Source organism: Thermogemmatispora sp. (genome assembly GCF_042408735.1).
In the GTDB taxonomy this organism is placed as follows: domain Bacteria; phylum Chloroflexota; class Ktedonobacteria; order Ktedonobacterales; family Ktedonobacteraceae; genus Thermogemmatispora.
Window position 1 is genome coordinate 41,959 of record NZ_JBHOQV010000152.1, and the last position, 17,316, is coordinate 59,274.

At 61.5% G+C, this 17,316-nt stretch carries 13 protein-coding genes; 3 read left to right on the forward strand and 10 right to left on the reverse strand.

The annotated features are described in order from the left end of the window. Positions 1–179: 179 nt before the first annotated feature. On the reverse strand, positions 180–1,181 hold the full coding sequence (locus ACFMO7_RS16940; RefSeq protein ID WP_376796667.1) for a BON domain-containing protein: 1,002 nt from the start codon (positions 1,179–1,181) through the stop codon (positions 180–182). Positions 1,182–1,390: 209 nt separating this feature from the next. Between ACFMO7_RS16940 and ACFMO7_RS16945 the strand changes: the two genes are divergently transcribed. Beyond that, positions 1,391–1,627 (forward strand): hypothetical protein, encoded by a 237-nt coding sequence (locus tag ACFMO7_RS16945; protein ID WP_376796668.1) that lies wholly within the window; start codon positions 1,391–1,393, stop codon positions 1,625–1,627. A 33-nt stretch (positions 1,628–1,660) separates the two neighbouring features. Here ACFMO7_RS16945 and ACFMO7_RS16950 read toward each other — a convergent pair whose 3' ends face one another. Next, the gene (locus tag ACFMO7_RS16950; protein ID WP_376796669.1) at positions 1,661–3,049 is read right to left on the reverse strand and encodes a glycoside hydrolase family 1 protein; all 1,389 of its coding nucleotides are present in this window, start codon (positions 3,047–3,049) and stop codon (positions 1,661–1,663) included. Between the two features lie 195 nt (positions 3,050–3,244). Next, positions 3,245–3,409, reverse strand: a complete 165-nt coding sequence (locus tag ACFMO7_RS16955; protein WP_376796670.1) for a hypothetical protein — start codon at positions 3,407–3,409, stop codon at positions 3,245–3,247. 267 nt (positions 3,410–3,676) lie between these two features. On the opposite strand from ACFMO7_RS16955, the gene ACFMO7_RS16960 reads away from it, so the two are divergent. Next, positions 3,677–4,294 carry a hypothetical protein gene (locus ACFMO7_RS16960; protein WP_376796671.1) on the forward strand — a complete coding sequence of 206 codons (618 nt, stop codon included), beginning with the start codon at positions 3,677–3,679 and terminating at the stop codon, positions 4,292–4,294. A gap of 204 nt (positions 4,295–4,498) precedes the next feature. On the opposite strand, the gene ACFMO7_RS16965 is transcribed toward ACFMO7_RS16960, so the two are convergent. The 5 genes from ACFMO7_RS16965 to ACFMO7_RS16985 form a co-directional block, all read right to left on the reverse strand. Next, the gene (locus tag ACFMO7_RS16965; RefSeq protein WP_376796672.1) at positions 4,499–4,705 is read right to left on the reverse strand and encodes a helix-turn-helix domain-containing protein; all 207 of its coding nucleotides are present in this window, start codon (positions 4,703–4,705) and stop codon (positions 4,499–4,501) included. Between the two features lie 217 nt (positions 4,706–4,922). Continuing rightward, positions 4,923–7,331 (reverse strand): FAD-dependent oxidoreductase, encoded by a 2,409-nt coding sequence (locus tag ACFMO7_RS16970; RefSeq protein WP_376796673.1) that lies wholly within the window; start codon positions 7,329–7,331, stop codon positions 4,923–4,925. Positions 7,332–7,504: 173 nt separating this feature from the next. Further along, on the reverse strand, positions 7,505–8,836 hold the full coding sequence (locus ACFMO7_RS16975) for an NADH-quinone oxidoreductase subunit F (RefSeq protein ID WP_376796674.1): 1,332 nt from the start codon (positions 8,834–8,836) through the stop codon (positions 7,505–7,507). After that, entirely contained in the window at positions 8,829–9,569 is a 741-nt protein-coding gene (locus ACFMO7_RS16980; RefSeq protein ID WP_376796675.1) for a hypothetical protein, read from the reverse strand. The genes ACFMO7_RS16975 and ACFMO7_RS16980 overlap by 8 nt, the downstream gene beginning before the upstream one ends. A 3-nt stretch (positions 9,570–9,572) precedes the next feature. Beyond that, a complete protein-coding gene (locus tag ACFMO7_RS16985) occupies positions 9,573–10,103 on the reverse strand; it encodes an NADH-quinone oxidoreductase subunit B (protein ID WP_170293117.1) in 531 nt (176 codons plus the stop codon). Between the two features lie 492 nt (positions 10,104–10,595). Between ACFMO7_RS16985 and leuB the strand changes: the two genes are divergently transcribed. Further along, complete coding sequence (gene leuB, locus ACFMO7_RS16990) at positions 10,596–11,699, forward strand: 3-isopropylmalate dehydrogenase (protein WP_376796676.1); 1,104 nt, start codon at positions 10,596–10,598, stop codon at positions 11,697–11,699. 248 nt (positions 11,700–11,947) lie between these two features. Here the strand turns inward: leuB and ACFMO7_RS16995 are convergent, their stop codons facing one another. Beyond that, complete coding sequence (locus tag ACFMO7_RS16995) at positions 11,948–12,163, reverse strand: hypothetical protein (protein ID WP_376796677.1); 216 nt, start codon at positions 12,161–12,163, stop codon at positions 11,948–11,950. A 232-nt stretch (positions 12,164–12,395) separates the two neighbouring features. Further along, on the reverse strand, positions 12,396–17,234 hold the full coding sequence (locus ACFMO7_RS17000) for a response regulator (protein ID WP_376796678.1): 4,839 nt from the start codon (positions 17,232–17,234) through the stop codon (positions 12,396–12,398). Positions 17,235–17,316: the final 82 nt, after the last annotated feature.

Sequence of the window (17,316 nt, forward strand, 5' to 3'; positions counted from 1 at the left end):
CCGGAACCTCCCTTCGGCCCACTCCCTCATGCCAGTCCAGGGACAGCGAGGGCCAACCGCTTGCCTTTCCTTGCTCCTGGCAGGCCAGATAAGCCAAACATGCGGGCATGCGGGAAGAGCGGGCAGATGAGCCAGTTCAGGACGGCGGGGAAGCTGTGAGAGCCGCAGCGCTGAACGGCTCACTTCGTGTGACGCACGTAGCGTCCACCAGGCACCAGATCCTCATCTTCGGCCCCGGTGGAAGCCATAACCGGCAAACGCTCAGCAGAGGATTTGACCGTTAGCTCATTGATGACCTGACGAACCCCGGGTACTGCGCGCGCGATCTCCTCGGCGACTCGCTTCTGCTCGGCGCTACGGACAGCCCCACTGAGCCGCACAGCGCCCAGTCGCGGATAGACGCCAATCGGGAGGCCACGGGTACGCTGGTCGCATCCCAAAGCGAGCGCCACCTGGCTGGCCAGCGTATCATCGGCCACCAGATTATTCCTGATCTCAAGCAGACCTGGTACTCCCATTACCTGGCGCTCAACCAAGTCGGCGCGCAGAGCGCTGGAGATGTTGCCATCCAGATAGAGCACGCCGTCGAGCACGCGCGCCGAGATTCCACGCAGATCAACGTGCAGCGGATAGAGGTCAAACAGAACCGCCTCGACCTCGCGCTGTAGCTCGCGATCGGGTCGATAGGGGGGTAGTCCAGCCAGCTCCTCGGCTGAGATGTTGAGGCTCACACCCCCCGCGGTCAGCTCGGCAATGGCGCTGGCGCGTAGGAGGGTATCCTGTCCCTTGGGGAGATTGTGAGCAACGAGATAGGCGATCTCCCCGCTCCCAGGCTGAACGGCCAGCAGGAGCAAGGTGCCATGCTGGTGAGCAGCCTTGGCCTCAACCAGGCTGCGCCCCGAGAGGCGGATCCCCTGCGGCTCAGGAACCGCTTCCTGCTCCAGCGTCGCCAGCCTGGTCGTCAGCGTCACCCCATCGCTGGAGGCCTGGCTGACCTGGCTGAAAGCGAGATAGAAGCGCTTCTTCACAAAGAGACCCCGGCTCACACCGACATGGGTAAGACTGCGCCGGGCCGCATCAACTACCACCTCATCCAGTAGACCGTATTCTCCATCGGAGCAAAAGACTTTGCTGCCGAAGCGGAATTTGAGCAGTTCAGAGATAAGTGCGCTTTTCATCATTGCATTCCTCGCATACCTTCCCAGTACTGGCAGCTTGATAGGAAACTGGCGAGCTGCCAGTCTTTACCAAAAGAGAGTGTAGCATGGGCGAAGACAACGAGGCAAGGCGCCCATAGCAGGCGGCCTTTCTGGTAATATAGAAGGGCCGCAGGCGAGCAACCACGCCGTCAGGCATAAAGCTCCGGCTTATTCTTGGAGGAAAGACAGCTATGAGCGAACAACACGAGTGCTATATTGAGCAGTTTCCCCATAGCCTGCCGCATCGCGATCAGGCGGAGCTACGCCCCTGTGGGCACTACGCCTGCCCTCCACATACAATCACGTACTATGGCACGGGTGAGGACGAGGAGCTGGTTGGCGACTATTGCATGGTCTGCTATACACGCCAATTTCCCCATCTTTCTCCCGATCCGCTGCTGCGGCGGGCGCTGCTGAGTGAGCAGTAAGGGGCGAGGGACACGGGCCAGGCAGCGACCAGGTCAGGTTAGGACCTGCGCTCCCGCGCCCGTGGCAGGCGTCGAGCCAAAGATGGTGGCCGCGGCCTCAGGGGCGTAGCGCTCGACGATGCTTTCGGTGATGGCGTTGGCCCGGCAGATCTCTCCGAACATGCTGGCGCTGGGACGCGGGCGCCGCTCCTGTGTCTGGGGATGCAGCTCGATCAGACCAAAGTGGGCCCCCCAGCCCTCGTTCCACTCGAAGTTATCAACCAGCGTCCAATGAAAATAGCCCCGCACCGGCAGCCCTTCACGAATAGCGCGGTGCAGCATGGCCAGATGCTCCAAAATAGCCCGCGGACGGAGACGATCCTCGACATCGTTGAGGCCGTGCTCGGTAACATAGAGCGGCTTATTACCCCGTGTGCGGCCATAAACCAGGCGCAGCACCCGATAGAGACCCTCGGGATAGACCTCGCCAAAGTAGCCGGCTCTCCCCGGGTCCTGCATAGGTGCCTCGGGGCGCGGAAAGCGTCGCCCAAACAGCTCGCCTGGCTGCCGTGGATCAAAAGCAACAAGGTCGCGAGTGTAATAGTTGATGCCGTGATAATCTCGCGCCCCTGCGGCCAGCGGCACCGCCGGCAGGACCATTCGCAAGGGGAAAGCCAGGCTCTCCCCCTCGGCCAGTCTCAGAGCCAGCCAGTTGAAGAAGTTGTCCTGGAGGCCAGCCACTGCGCGATCGAGCGGAGAATAGAGGCATGCAGGGTCTAAGAGACGATAATTCAGGCAATAGCCTATCTGGCTTTCTGGCTGTATGTCTCGGATCGCATAAAAAGCCTGGACATGAGCAGCCATCAGATTGCGTAAGACGCGCAAGGCCCGGAGCGCACTGCGCTCACCGGGAGGAAATTCGCCGGTGAGATAACCCAGGAAGGCATAGACGTTCGGCTCATTAATGGTCAACCAGAACGAGCACAGGTCGCGCAGGTGCTCTACCGCAAAGCGGACAAAGCGCACGAAATATCTGATATTCTCCTCTCGCTCAAAGCCACCGCGGTCGGCAAACCAGAGGGGGTCGGTAAAGTGGTGCAGCGTTACCAGGGGCGTCATCCGGCGCCGACGCAGATCACGCAGGAGGGCACGATAGCGCTCCAGAGCGCTCTCATCCCACTGTCCTTCTTCAGGCTCGATGCGGCTCCATTCCAGGCTCAGGCGCAGGGCGTTGTTCTCCATCTGCTCGGCCAGCGCAAAATCGCGCTCTGCTTGCTGCCACCAGTGAGCGGCGGCCCCGCTGCGCTCGCCCGTCAGGGTACGGCCCTGCTGCTCCCAGCGATACCACTGATTGTTGACGTTGCCCCCTTCACACTGATGGGCCGATGAGGCCGTGCCCCAGAGGAAACCCTCGGGGAACTGCAGCTTGCGTTCTCTCGCCATTATCTCTCCTTGCACACGAGCATGAATGCAGGGCGCACAGCAGCAGTCTGCTTGCCGGAGGGCGCCTGACTGCTACGCCTTTGTTTATTCTAACCCGAGCACAGGCAGAGCACAAGGCAGGGAAGGCCAGGTCTGGCGGCTCCCTGGCCTTCCCCAGGGAACCCAAGTCCGTGGGAGAGACTGGCAAGATCTTCTCTAGCTGTCTAAGTCCGGCAGATAGACAGAGACCCGCCCCGTTCCACGGCAGTCAGGACAGAGGACGGTTCTCTCGAGATCGAGATAGCCGGCCCCCCCACACATATTGCACTCGTCCTCTTCTCCACCGCGCATCCACTGGGCACGCTCATCCTGGTTGTCCATACTTCCTCCTGTCTGGCTAAAGCTACTGCAACAATCACCATGATTTTTTTGGCCCGCCGACGTAGCCATTTCTCTCTCCGGCCATAGCCGGCGATACTTCTGCCATAGAGTGTAATTATGCTTCACAAAATGGGAAAGTTACTTTTTTCCTATTTTTATGGGAATTTATGGCACACTGTCTTATAATATCTCTATCAAAATTTATTATTTACTAGTCAACTATAATCGAATCAACATCGCAATATTTCCTTTCCAAGGAGGCATACGATGTCAGAACAATGGGAAGCATTAATGACACATTTTTCGACGGTTACCGATCGCCTGGGGAAAGGCATCGACAAGGAGATTTTAGAGACGGTGGTAACGCTCAACGCCGTCGGCATTCCGACCGTCATGTCTTGCGGCGGCCATCTTGACGAGGGGCGCGGCCTGCGGCTGCCCTGGATTGACATTGGTCCTCAAGATGCAGCCTTTCAAGCCCTTGTCCAGGAAGAAGAAGACCTGGTTCTCAAGGTGCGCCTGGCTCATCAGCATCTTTCAGAGCTGCGTGCCCAGCCGGACAGCGAGCAGGACCTCCTTCTCAAGGCCCAAAGTCAGGTTGAGGCCCTTGTTTGTCGCCTGCACGAGGTTCAGCGGGCGATTCGCCTCCAGCAAACTCCGCTGCGCGCCAAACTCATCGAGTACCTGAGCCAGTTTTACGCGGGAAGAGCGGTGCCTTTCGATCGTCATCTGATCCTGACGACCGGCCTCTATACACGTCTGCAGAACCAGGGGGACATCGACCTTTACCTTGAGGCCCCTTATGAGTTTCAGCTGCGCAAACTGGAAGAGTACCGCCAGGAGATGCACGAATTCACTGCCTTCCTGAAGCAGCACTATCTCTAAGGTCAGGCTGAGGTCAGACAGGCCAGGAACCCACGGCCCGTTCTGGCCCGACTGGCTTGTTAGCGCCAGGCCAGATCTCCAAGCGAGGCAAGGCGTCAGGAATCCCGACATGGCGGGGCAACCAGGGGAACAAACGGGGAGGAGCCAGCCCAGAGGAAGTGGGCCGGAGGGAGAGAGACCGGTGCCCTTCCTCTGGCTGCTCACTCAATCGATAGGAATAAATCCAATGACGTCGTAGGGGATGTTCAGCGCCTTCTGGAGAGCCTTCAGCGTCTGGATGTCGCTGATCACACGGTTATATAGCTCAATCTTGGCGATAGCATCGCGGCTCATGCAAACAGCTTTCCCCAACTGCTTCTGAGTCAGGCGTCGCCGACGTCGATACTCCCTGAGCTGCTTTCCTGTGAACATAACTACCTCCCTATAGAGAAGCGCACAAAAAGTAGAGCACTTTTTGTACTTAAAAATCCACAATTTGTACGCTTATCACTGTATATGACGAACGACGGCGCAGCTTATCAAAAAAAACCCGCCCACCAGTTCATGGCTGGTGGGCGGGACGGGCAAGCCCAGGTAAGCTCTAGCGTCTGGCAAAGCGACCTGGCTCGATGGGCATGAGCGGGTTGGGCTACTCGCGGATGCTGCGCGGCGGCAGCGGACGCACCAACGGACTCATCATCGGCTTCTCTTTCTTATCGCGAGGCAGGCGCTGGCGCACCAGATAGTTAGGAGCGAGGGCCAGGTCCTCCTTCTCCAGCGTCACATCGGGGCCGAAGCGGTTGAAGAAGGACAGTTCGAAGTTCGGCGTCTCGCCCAGCGCGCCATGTGGACAGACCTCGACGCAGTCGCCGCAGAAGATGCAGCGGTCCAGCGCAAACGAGTAGCGTGTCAGCTTGCGCTCGGCCATCATCAGTGAGCCAGTCGGACAGACCTGCACGCAGGCGCCGCAGGAGACGCAGTCGGTATCGTGGAGGCTGATGTTAAAGGGTGTCGAAACGATCGTATCGAAGCCCTTGCCGAACATGCCGTAGCAGTCCGGCCCGATCACATCGTGGCAGACGCGCACGCACTGTGTGCAGTTGATACACTTATTGGGGTCGCGCAGAATGAAGCTGTGCGACAGGTCGACCTCATAATCGTGATAATCGCTCGGCTCGCCATCGTGGAAGCGATTATCGACCAGGCCATGCTCGATGCTATAGCGCTGCAGATCGCACTGACCGGCAGCCGGGCAGGCGCACTGCAGGCAGCGGGCCGCCTCGCGCCTGGCCTGTTCCTCCAGATAGCCCATTTCGATGATGCGGAAGTTGCGCTTGCGCTCCTCGTAGGGGAGCATGGGCATCTTGACCTTGGGTTCGACGGGCTTGTACGGAACGATGTCGAAGAGGTCAGGCTTGCGCTCTTCCAGCTCCAGGCGGCGCGCCACCTCATTCATATCCTCCCCGTTCAGGTAGGCATGAATCGAGCGCGCGGCCAGCTTCCCCTGAGCGACACACTCGATGATGGTCCGGGCCCCCATCTGGGCATCGCCGCCGGCGAAGACACCGGGGCGATCGGTCATCAGATTATGGGGGTTGGTCTGGATCGTGCCCCACTTGGTCCATTTGACGCCCGACCGCTCATCGAGCACCGAGCGATCGGGCTTCTGGCCATAAGCCGGAATGATGGTATCACAGGGGATCACGTGCTCGGAGCCTGGGATCGGCACCGGACGGCGGCGACCGCTGGCATCGGGTTCACCCAGGCGGTTCTTGATAAACTCCAGGCCCTTAACACGGTTATGTTCGTCTGTTATGACCCGCGTTGCCTGCTCGTAGAAGAGCAGCTCCGTCCCTTCGGCCTCGGCGTCCTCGATCTCTTCCATCGTGGCCGTCATCTCTTTGATCGAGCGGCGATAAGCCGTATGGACCCTGGCTCCGAGGCGCAGCGAAGTGCGCGTACAGTCGAAAGTGGTGAAGCCACCGCCGAGAACGATGACCTCCGCGCCCTCCTTCACCGGCACAGGTTTTCCTTCGACCTTCTCGCCAAGAAAAGCGATGGCATTAACCACGCCCTCGGCGTCCTCGCCGGGCGCCCCCAGCGGGTTGCTTGTCCAGGCCCCGATAGCCAGGAAGACGGCGTCAAAGCCCTGGGCAAAGAGATCATCGATGGTAAAGTCGCGGCCCAGCTTGACATTGCACTGCAGATCAACCCCAAGCTGCCAGACATGATTCAGCTCGCGGTCCATCATATCTTTCTGCAGGCGATACTCTGGGATACCGTAGCGCAGCATCCCACCGGGCTGCGGCTGCATATCGAAGATCTTGCAGTAGTGTCCCTTGAGGGCCAGATAGTAGGCACAGGTCAGGCCGGCGGGACCGGCTCCGACGATGGCCACCTTTTTGCCCGTTGGAGGGTCTTTCTCAAAGGGCACCGGCGGATCAAGCAAGCAGGTCTCCGCCGCATGGCCATGCATCCGGCAGATAGCGATCTCCTCGTCGACCAGGGCGCGCCGACAAGCCTGCTGGCAGGGAGCCGGACAGGTCAGGCCGAGGATAAAGGGGAAAGGTAGCACCTCCTTCACCAGGCGGGCCGCCTCTTTCATCGACCCTTTGGCGATCAGCTCAAGATAGCCAGGAATATCGATATGGGTCGGGCAATCGACCTGGCAGGGAGGCTGGCAGTAGGCATTATGGTCCGAGAGAATCATTTCGAGGTTGGTGCGCCGGATGCGGAACAGCTCATCCGATTGCGTGCGCACCACCATCCCGGGCTGGGCAGGCGTATTGCAGGAAGGCAGGGGCCGATCGTAGCCCTCGATGTGGACCAGGCACATACGACAGGCCGAAGTCGGCTCCAGCTTCTCATCGTTACACAGGTTAGGGATCTCGATCCCGTTCTCCTCCGCCACGCTCAGGATCGTCTGATTCTCGTACGCGCGCACAACCTTGCCGTCGATGGTCAGCGTGAAGCTGGGCTGGCCCACCTCGTTGCGCACCATCCCATCATGCCCATCCTGAGCAAGCGGCGTGAAGCGATCTCTGACTGATAGTGCCATGACGAATATGCCTCTTTTCGAGTGAGCAGTCTCACAACGTGCCTGGCACGCTGCATTAGCGCGCAGATCAGAGGCAGAACGCCGCTTTGCGTCCCAGACACCGACTGTTTGACCGACCGTTTAAGCGACCGTTGAGCTGCAAGAAGAAGCGAAGCGACAGCCGTGCCGGCCCGCTACGGCAGCACATGCTTCGTGACGAAGCGATGGGAGCGCACCGGCACACAGGTTCCGGCTGGACACTGCTGCTCTTCGATATGCAGCTGGAAATGCTCCGGCCAGTAGCGGCGGGCCGTCTTATACGCATTGGGGGCATGGATGCCAAAGCCACAGAGAGAGCCGTCGGGCACGTAGCCGGCCAGCTCGTCCAGGAGATCGAGATCCGAGCGCACACCCAGGTCGCTGATCAGGCCCTCGAGCACGCCCGCCATGCGCTTGACCCCGATGCGGCAGGGCACACACTTGCCACACGACTCGTTGCTCAGGTAGCGTGTGCGCTCCATCGCCCAGGCCGCCATGCAGGTCTGGGCGGGCAGCAGCTCGATGACCCCGGACCCGACGATGGCGCCGGCCTCCTCCAGAGGATCAAAGTCGAAAGGTAGATCGAGCAGGCTGACCGGCAGCGCACCGCCCTCGGCGCCCCCCACAACAATCGCGCGCAGCTCGCTATCGGGACGGCTGATCCCTGCATGGCGCAGGATCTCGCGCAGGCTAGCTCCAAAGGGGACCTCAACCACCCGTGGCTCGGCGTCGGGAACGGCATCGTAGATGGTCAGCACCTTCGTACCGGGCGTTGTCTGGCTCCCCAGGCGGCGAAAGGCCTCTGGCCCCTCGCGCACAATCAAGGGGACATTGGCCAGCGTCTCGAGCGAGTTAATGGCCGTCGGCTTATCCCACAGACCGTAGACCGCCGGATAGGGGGGACGCTGCTCGGGCATGCCACGGCGGCCCTTGATGACAGCGATCTGGACTGTCTCCTCACCGCCAATAAAGCCGATGTCAAAGCCCACCACGTTGATGGTGCAGTGAAAGGTCGTGCCGAGAATGGCGCGGCCCACCAGTCCCGCCTCCAGAGCTTCGGCGAGGGCCTGCTGGACCGCCTCGATCCCCTCGCGGAACAGGCTGCGGGTCATCAGATAGGCCTCCGTCGCCCCAACGGCATAGGCGGCCAGCAAGATCCCTTCGATCACCTGGTGTGGATTGCGCTCCAGCAGGGAGCGCGCTGCCCATGAGCGGGGATCGGCATCGTAGGCGTTGCAGATGATATACTTAGGTGATTCCTGCTGACGGCGCACAACACGCCACTTCTCGCCCGTCAGGCGTCCAGCGCCACCTCTTCCACGCAAACGGGCCTCGCTCACCAACTGGATTACCTGCTCAGGTGTTTGCTCATGCAGGGCGCGCTCGAGCGCACTATAGCCCCCCTGCTGCCGGTAGCTCTGGAGCGAGCGCAGATCAGGCTCGCCGCGCCGTCGCAGAACGCGATAGGCCGAATCGAACTCAGGCATCTGGCTGCCTCACATGATGAATATTTCCCCACACCCCGCGCTTATCGGGTGCCAGCCCTCGCTCGGGCTGATCATCGCGCCTGACTCCCTTGGCCGCTGGCGCGGGCTTAAACTTCGGACTGAGGGTAGCGATTCCAAAGATATCGCTCAGATCGACGCCGCGCGCCTGGACGATCCGCTTGGCAGCCTGCAAGGGCAGATAGCCGTAATGCTCCATGACGGCATCTAGCAGGGCCGGCAGGGCCGCCGCCTCATGCGGCCACTGCTCCAGCAGCTCGTCTACCTTGCGCAGATCGATCTCCGGCTCCAGGTGGTCTTTAACCGGCATCGCTACACAGGGAGCGACCGGGCGATTGGGGTAGTCAGTTGCATATTCGGAGATGCGCGGCGTATAGAAACCGGCCTTGGAGATGCCGGTCGCCTCAGGAATCTTGCGCGAAGTGAACTTTTCGGCGCCCTCACGAATATAGGAACGGAACCAGGGCCGTTCCTTCCAGCGATGCAGCGGCTCGTAGGAGATCGTGATGGCGCGCGGCGGACAGGCCTTCTCGCAGAGCAGGCAGGCCTCGCACTTGAGATTCAGCTCGGTCTTGAGTCCCTCTTCGGCAATCAGCTGAATCAGCCCGCGGCTCCGTGGTGGCAGCTTAGGCTTCTCGTACGGGTAGAGCCGTGTCACCTTGGGCCGGAAGAGGTGGCTGAAGGTCAGCCCCATTCCCTGTAGGATCCCTCGCATGCGCTACACCTCGCCTTCCTTCTCGCCGCGCACCTTCAGGCCCTGCTTGAGAATCTTCTCGCGCAGCTTGAGCAGCCCTTCGATGAGTGCCTCTGGCCGCGGCGGGCAACCGGGCACATAGACATCGACCGGCACAATGGTATCGACGCCCTGCACGGTGTAGTAGCTATCGTAGAACTCACCGCCCGAGTTGGCACACTGGCCCATGCTGATCACCCACTTCGGCTCGGGCATTTGCTCCCAGAGCAGGCGCAAGCGTGGCGCCATCTTGACCGAGACCGTGCCGGCGACAATCATCAGATCGGCCTGACGCGGGCTGGAGCGGAAGACCTCCGAGCCAAAACGGGCTAGATCGTAGTGCGACTGGGCGCTGGCCATCATCTCAATGGCGCAGCAGGCCAGGCCATAGCCCAGTGGCCAGACCGAGCGTGAGCGCGCCCAGTTCTGGGCCCATTGGAGCATATCGGCGAGGCTTGTAATCGCCACCGGTAGCTCCTGGTCACCAGGCGTATATTCGTGGGGGCCAGTCGCCATGGCAATAGGAACAGGCTTGCGCCTCGTTCCGGGTACCGAGGCTTTCTCCCCCGCTTGCTGGCTTGTCGTATTGCTCATAAGATGATTGCTCCTCTACTGATTGCCCCTCGCCAATAATGAGGTGACTTGCTCTCTCGGAACTGGAACAGGGGTTCCTCGCTTGGAGGGGCGATGCTTCTCCTGGCCTTGTGGTCCGCAGTTTATTATAGCACGTTTCACCCATTGGCGCCAGAAAAGGGCGCCCTCGCGGGGTGGCAGCCGTGGCGCCGACGCACCCTCACTCGGCTGCCCTCTCTCTTGCTTCCTTCCGTTTCTCTCCTCTAATCTGCCTTGCCCTGCCTTGCCTTGCTCTCTCTAATCGGCTATCATGGCACTGTCCGCCCAACGGATAGCGGCCTATCCGCTACCTGCCCTATCCCGGGGAGGTCGACCTCACACTGAAGGTCAAGGCTCGCTGCTTTTTCTTCAGATCGTACAGGGAGGATTCCAGCATTGGGTACTTACAAGATCGCCGTTCTGCCGGGCGATGGCATCGGTCCCGAGGTGACAGCTCAGGCCCTGCGCGTTTTGGAACGGGTCGGTGCCCGCTTCGGCCATACTTTTCAGACAAGGCAGGCCCTCGTCGGGGCCGCGGCCATCGAGGCCGAGGGCGACGCTATTTCCGACGCCACTATGAGGCTCTGCCAAGAAAGCGATGCCATTTTGTTCGGCGCAGTGGGAGGCGTCTCTCGCTACGAAGGTCCCAATTCCAAGGTTCAGCCGGAGCGCGCCCTTTTCCGCCTCCGCAAAGAGCTGGAGCTGTTCGCAAATCTGCGCCCGGTACGCCCGTTTAAGGCACTGCTGAATGCCTCCACGCTGAAGCCCTCTATTCTTGAGGGAACCGATCTGCTGGTTGTGCGCGAACTTACAGGCGGCATCTATTTCGGCAAGCCCAGCGAGATCCGCCAGACTCCTGATGGTCTGGAGGCAATCGATACCCTGCTCTACAGCGAAGGGGAGATCGAGCGGATCGTACGCACGGCCTTTGAGCTGGCCCGGGGTCGCCCGAAGAAGAAGGTGACCTCAGTCGATAAGGCCAATGTGCTGAGTTCTTCGCGCCTCTGGCGCCGCGTAGCCGAGCGTGTGGCTGCCAGCTATCCCGATATCGCCTTTGAGCATTTGCTGGTCGATGCCTGCGCTATGCATTTGATCCGTCGTCCGGCCAGCTTTGACGTGATTGTCACAGAAAATATGTTCGGCGACATTCTAACTGATGAGGCTTCGATGCTGGCCGGATCCATGGGCATGCTCCCCTCGGCCAGCCTGGGAACCCGGCGGACAGAGCACGGGACCTTCGGTCTCTACGAGCCGATTCATGGTTCGGCCCCCGATATCGCCGGGCAAAACAAGGCTAACCCGATCGCTTCGATCCTCTCGTTGGCCATGTTGCTGCGCCATTCTCTCGGTCTGGAAACAGAGGCTCAGACGGTCGAGCGCGCAGTGGAACAGGTTATCGAGGCTGGCTATCGCACTGAGGATCTCCAGGAAGCAGGGAAAACCATCGTTGGTACTGAGGAGATGGGAGGCCTGATCGCCGAGGCTGTCACAACGGCTTGATCCCGACCGGCTGCGGCGCGATCCTCTCCTTTCGCTTGTTTCGCTTACCTGGCGGATTGCCTGGTAACCTTGGTCTGCTTTCCTGCATCCGCCCGTTCACAGACCAGCACTGAAGGGCCAGTGGCAGCCAGGTCGCTCGTCCGGGTCGCGCCCCAAAACCGGTCAGCCAGTCGGTAGAGCCGAGGGCAGGTGGAGCAGCTCATGGGCAACCGCGATAAGCTCTCAATTCCCTCTAGCCAGACAATCAGCTAGCCCATCATCGGTTTAGGGCAGGGTCCTAAGCGGCGCAAGCGTTCTCGAGCCTCTTCCAGGCGGGCAAGAAGCTGCTCCCGCTCCTGCCCACCACCTGCCGGCTGGGCCTCTCTTGGCTCTTGCTCGGCCAGGGCGCGCTCTAGACCTTCGATCTCGCCAAGCAGCCGCTGATATTGCACATACCAGCGGGTTACTGCTCTTTCTACACCCATTGTCTGCCATCCAGGTCATCGATCTTGTGAGTTCACAAGGCCAGTCGATCAAACCAGTGCGCCCGCACCGTTGAGGGCCTGGCGCGGGCGGCTATGGTCCTCTGCTCCCAGAGGACTGGGGAGCAGAGGATCAATCGCTCGCGGCGCTCGGACTCTCGCTGAGCCAGACCACAGCGACAAAGAGATGCCTGACCGGGTGCGGGCGACCGACCGCACCGGGCTACCCGCCGAGCTAGGCGCTGGCGCCATAAACGAGGCGGTTCAGGGTTGAGATCAGTTCTTCATCCTGATAGGGTTTCACGATGTAGGCGCTGGCCCCCAACTGCATCGCGCGCTGCTTATGCTTCGAGGCTGCACGCGAGGTCAGCACGACCAGCGGCAGAGTACGGTACTGCTCTTGAGAGCGGACGGTAGCCATCAGCTCATAGCCATCCATGCGCGGCATCTCGATATCGAGCAGGACCGCCGCCGGCGGCTGGCTGGAGATCAGTTCCAGTGCTTCGACACCGTCGCGTGCCGTCTGGACTTCCCAGCCGTGTTGCTTGAGCATGTTGCTGACTACGCGGCGCACGCTTGGGCTGTCGTCCACTACCAGCACATGTCTGCCGCGCTCTATGCGAGGCGTCGGGAGCGGCGAGACCGGGGGACGCACCGCGGGCATCGCTCCGGTGTTGACGGTCACCGTCGTGGCTGCTGCCGCCAGCGAGGCCGGCACCTGGGCAGAGGCGCTCGTCGCCGGTGCCAGGCTTTCTTGCGGCTGCGAGAGCGTCCCGGCGATAGCTGCCGTGCCGCGGCGCTGCACCGAGAGTAGCTCGTTTAGCTCCAGGATCAGAATCACGCGCCCGTTGCCGAGCACCGTGCCGCCAGCAACGCCATGCACGTGCCGCAGGTGAGGACCGAGATTCTTCATCACTACATCCATGCGCGTCTTTACCTCGTCCACCACCAGCGCGACGCGATGGCGTCCGGTATTGACCAGGAGCAAGGGCGAGCGCTCGTCGATCTCACCGGCGGGCAGCTTCAGATAGTGAGCGAGCTGGCTGAGCGGATAGACGTCGTTCTGCACCACGACCGCTGGACGTCCGCCGTGGGTTGTGCGTTTAAAGGTATCGAGTCGTCCGATGGCCTCGACCAGGGTCGTCGGGATGGCGTACTGCTGATCGCCGACACGCACCATCATCACGCTCTGGATCGCCAGGCTGGTCGGGAACTTCATAGTGAAGGCCGTACCCTGGCCTGGCGTTGAGTCGACCTCCAGGGTGGCGCGCAGGCGCGAGATGCTGTCACGCACCACATCCAGGCCCACCCCACGCCCGCTTTCCTCGCTGACCACCTCGGCGGTCGAAAAACCGGGACGGAAGATCAGGTCGATGACATCGCTGGGCGCGAGGACCTGATCGGGCCGGATCAGCCCGCGGGCGATGGCGGCCTGGCGCACCTTCTCGGGATCGATGCCAGTGCCATCGTCGCGCACCGTAATCACGACCTGATTCCCTTCATAGGAGGCCGAGAGCTTTACCAGGCCAGCGGGAGGCTTGCCCTTACGCACACGTACCTCTGGCTCCTCGATCGCGTGGTTCACGGCATTGCGCATCAGGTGCAGCAGCGGGCCGGCGATCTCCTCGTAGACCGTGCGATCAACCTCGGTGTCCTCGCCCTCGGTGACAAAGTTGATTTCCTTATGCTGCTTCAAGGCCACCGAGCGGACCGCGCGATAGAGGCGCGGAATCATCGAGGAGAGCGGCACCAGGCGCGTCTTCATCAGGCGGTCCTGGAAGGTGGTGCTCAGGCGACTCTCACGGGCGAAGATGCTCTCGCACTCACGGATGACCGCCTCCATCTCGCTGCTGAGCGTGATCATATCGGAGACGCCTTCGCTGAGGCCGCGGGTCAGCTGATGGAACTCCGTATAGCGATCCAGCTCCAGCTCATCGAATTCGGCCAGGTGAGCTGGCTCGCCGCCGCCGGTGCCGGGGCGTCCGGCCTGGAGAGCGGGCAGGCGAGAAGAGCCATTAGCGGTGCCAGGAGGAACCTGCACCACTCGTCCGCTGGGCAGAGTAGCCGCTTCAAAGCGACTCTCCAGCTTCTGGCCCACGTCGCGCAGGCGCTCGCTACTCATGCTGACATCGGCGACCAGGCGCATCAGGCGCTGGATATGCTCTTCAAGAGCGCTGCGGTTGACCAGCAATTCGCCGAAGAGGTTCACCAGCTCGTCCAACTTCTGCAGGCGCACACGTACGCTCAGCTCGGCGGCTGGCGCGCGCTGCATCAGCAACTCACCGGCAGAGGGAGCGCCCTCGGCCACAGTTCGCGAGAGGGTTGAGCCATCGGGTCCCTCGCCGCTGTCAAGGAGGCTTTCTAGCTCCTCTTCGGGAGGCAGAGATGAGAGCTGCTGCTCGCCGAGCAGCTCGGCATAGCGGGCCCGCATGGCCGCCACTGCCGCCTCCAGGGTCGCTCGATCTTCCCCTCGATTGTTGATGAGGCGATCAAGGGTTTCGGCAGTATCGAGGATAATGCCGATTACCGGTGGAGAGATGGCAACTCGTCCCTCCATGATGCTATCGAGCAGGTCCTCGGAGACATGGCAAAGATCGGCGATGAGGCGGAAGCCCATCATACCCGCCGCCCCTTTGAGCGTATGGGTAGCGCGTCGGATACTCTGAAGAATATCGCGATCTTCGGGCGACTTCTCCAGGGCGGCCACGTTCATGCTGATGGTCTGCAGGTGCTCCTCCGCCTCCAGCCGGAAGATCTCAGCGGCCTCCTCGCCGAATTCGGTGCCCTCGCTCACCGCCGAGCCACTCGCTTTGGAGGCCGAGGAAGAGACAGGGGCCGGGGTAGGCACAGGCGGCGGAGCAACTACGGGCGGCGGACTGACCTGAGCGCGCGGGATCTCCAGGGCCGGCAATGGGCCGCTGCCCGATCCCGCCTGCGAAAGGCTTGAGGCCGCCTCCAGGTCGGCGTTTCCGGTGAGCTGGGCCAGGAACTCGCGGCGCACCTCGATCTCGATTTCATTGCGTAAGCGCTTGACCAGCTCTTCGTAGCTCTCTTGTCCGTCAGGACCAACAATCTCGTGCTGGAGCTGGCGCTGACGTTCAAACTCCTGGCGCACCTCCTCGCGGATCTGGCGCTCCAATTCCATCCGAGCGGCCAGGGAGAGGGGGCGCTGCTCATACTCGCGGCGCAGCTCCTCACGAATCTTGGCCTCTAACTCGGCCCGCAAGGTGGCCAAATCGCCCTGGCGCTCAAAGGTGACGCGCTCGCGCAGACCAGCGGCATCGCGAGCCACCTCCTGCACCTGCCAGGGAGTCCAACCGGCCTCTTGACGGGTCAGTGCCTGGGGTAGCTGCTCTAAGAAGTCGCCGCAAGCCTCAATCGAGCCGCGGAGCTGGCGCAGCGTCGCCTGAATCTGCTCGTCGGTTGTCTCGACTCCGCTGGTGATGCGAGAGAGCAACTCAAGGATCTTCTTGAGCTTCGTATTGACCACCCACATCACCGAGAGCGGCAGATAGCGGCGGACCTTTTCGGGGCTTTTGCGCAGATTGAGGCCCATCGCCTGGCCCGCCCAGTCTTCCATCCGCTCCAGGGCATCTTTCGAGCCGTCGAGGAAGCTGCGAAACTCACTGCGCTGGTCTTCGATAATGCTGATGGCTTGCCGCAGCTGGGCCAAAAGCGCATGGAGCGTCTGAGCCTGCTCTTCAAGCGAGTGAGCTTCCTGGTGCAGATCGCTGTAGAGACGGGAAGCCGAGGCGGGTAGGACCGGAGCTTCTCCGGACCGTCCCGAGGCCGGCTCTGCGGGTTCAGGCTCCATGGCGGGCTGTGGCCAGGAAGGCGACACCTGCACGGGCGGCGCCGATGGCTGAGATGACTGCCACGCAGGCGGAGCCGGCTGTGAATAGAAAGGAGAAGGTGGCTCTGGCTGCGAGTGGTCCGGGGCTGCAACCGGGCTGGTGTCGGCCGGCATAGCCTGGCTTTGAGCTTCAGGCTGGGCAGCAGTAAAGCGGTTGACCAGCTCCTCCAGCGGCGAGGGAGCGCGGGAGGGGCGCGACTGCTCCCTCCCAGGAGCCGAACCTGAAGAAGAAGAAGAAGAAGAAGAAGAAAGGCCACTCTCTGGACCGCGGAAGCTGGCCGCTAGCATATCCAGAGCGCTGGGAGTCGCCGGCGGGGCGGGCGAGGCAGGAGAGGCCGGCGTCTCGGGGGCCTGCTGAGGGAGAGGTACAGGATCTTCTGGCCAGAGCGGTTCCTCATCGGACGGGGCACTGGGCGTACGAAAGGCCGCCAGCATCTCATCAAAGGAAGGTAGAGACCCACCCTGATCGGCGGCCGGATAGGGCGAGTCCGGCAGGGGCGTCGACTGAGGGGAAGAAGGAGCAGCGGCCGGCAGCGACCACTGCTGATACGAGTAGGACTCGCCTAAGCCCAGACCACCCTCCTGGAGATCGTAGCGCTGAGAAGACTGCGTGGGAGCGTGGTAGTGCGGAGAGTCAGGATAGTCCTGATAGGCCGGCTGAGGCTGACCCTGGTAGCCTGGCTGATCTGCGCGATCATCCTGGTACTCATACGTATACTGCTCTGGGGCGAGCGCCTGGATCTGAGGATTTGACGGCTCCCCCGGCGACTGAGAGGGGGCCGAGGCCATCGCTGCCGAACCCGGAACGACCTTGCCGGCGGCCTCCTGGAGGGCGCGATAGCGGCTATAGTCCGCGTCGTCCTCAGCGATAATGGCATCCTGGTTAACGGAATTGTCGCGGATTCCATCGATCAGCACATGCAGGCGTCGCAGGGAGCGACGCAGCAGGGCCAGCGTAGGTTCATCGAGGGTAGCCAGGCCATCGAGCACATCCCCCAGAATATCCTCCATGCCATGAGCCACATGGGCCAGGCCGGGGAAGTCCATCATCGAGGCCGACCCACCGATCGTATGCGTGCGGCGATAGGTCTCTTCGAGAGCGTCCATATCGCCGGGAGACTGAGCCAGGCGGTCAAGGTTGGCCTCGATCTCTGGCAGGTAGCTCTTCACCTCTTCGATAAACGAATCGAGCACTGACAGTTTATCAAATGTATTTGACATGCTGCACGCACCCACTTATTCTAGTCGATCGAACTCGGTTTCGCGGGATGCCGAGGCGCGAAACGCAGAAACGCGGCGGGGG

What these genes read in the sequence shown, in the direction of transcription:
- ACFMO7_RS16950 (WP_376796669.1), bottom strand. Translation starts at nt 3,049, where the DNA reads ATGGCGAGAGAACGCAAGCTGCAGTTCCCCGAGGGTTTCCTCTGGGGC.
- ACFMO7_RS16945 (WP_376796668.1), top strand. Translation starts at nt 1,391, where the DNA reads ATGAGCGAACAACACGAGTGCTATATTGAGCAGTTTCCCCATAGCCTG.
- ACFMO7_RS16955 (WP_376796670.1), bottom strand. Translation starts at nt 3,409, where the DNA reads ATGGACAACCAGGATGAGCGTGCCCAGTGGATGCGCGGTGGAGAAGAG.
- ACFMO7_RS16980 (WP_376796675.1), bottom strand. Translation starts at nt 9,569, where the DNA reads ATGCGAGGGATCCTACAGGGAATGGGGCTGACCTTCAGCCACCTCTTC.
- ACFMO7_RS16975 (WP_376796674.1), bottom strand. Translation starts at nt 8,836, where the DNA reads ATGCCTGAGTTCGATTCGGCCTATCGCGTTCTGCGACGGCGCGGCGAG.
- ACFMO7_RS16960 (WP_376796671.1), top strand. Translation starts at nt 3,677, where the DNA reads ATGTCAGAACAATGGGAAGCATTAATGACACATTTTTCGACGGTTACC.
- ACFMO7_RS16995 (WP_376796677.1), bottom strand. Translation starts at nt 12,163, where the DNA reads ATGGGTGTAGAAAGAGCAGTAACCCGCTGGTATGTGCAATATCAGCGG.
- ACFMO7_RS16965 (WP_376796672.1), bottom strand. Translation starts at nt 4,705, where the DNA reads ATGTTCACAGGAAAGCAGCTCAGGGAGTATCGACGTCGGCGACGCCTG.
- ACFMO7_RS16940 (WP_376796667.1), bottom strand. Translation starts at nt 1,181, where the DNA reads ATGATGAAAAGCGCACTTATCTCTGAACTGCTCAAATTCCGCTTCGGC.
- ACFMO7_RS16985 (WP_170293117.1), bottom strand. Translation starts at nt 10,103, where the DNA reads ATGGCGACTGGCCCCCACGAATATACGCCTGGTGACCAGGAGCTACCG.
- ACFMO7_RS17000 (WP_376796678.1), bottom strand. Translation starts at nt 17,234, where the DNA reads ATGTCAAATACATTTGATAAACTGTCAGTGCTCGATTCGTTTATCGAA.
- ACFMO7_RS16970 (WP_376796673.1), bottom strand. Translation starts at nt 7,331, where the DNA reads ATGGCACTATCAGTCAGAGATCGCTTCACGCCGCTTGCTCAGGATGGG.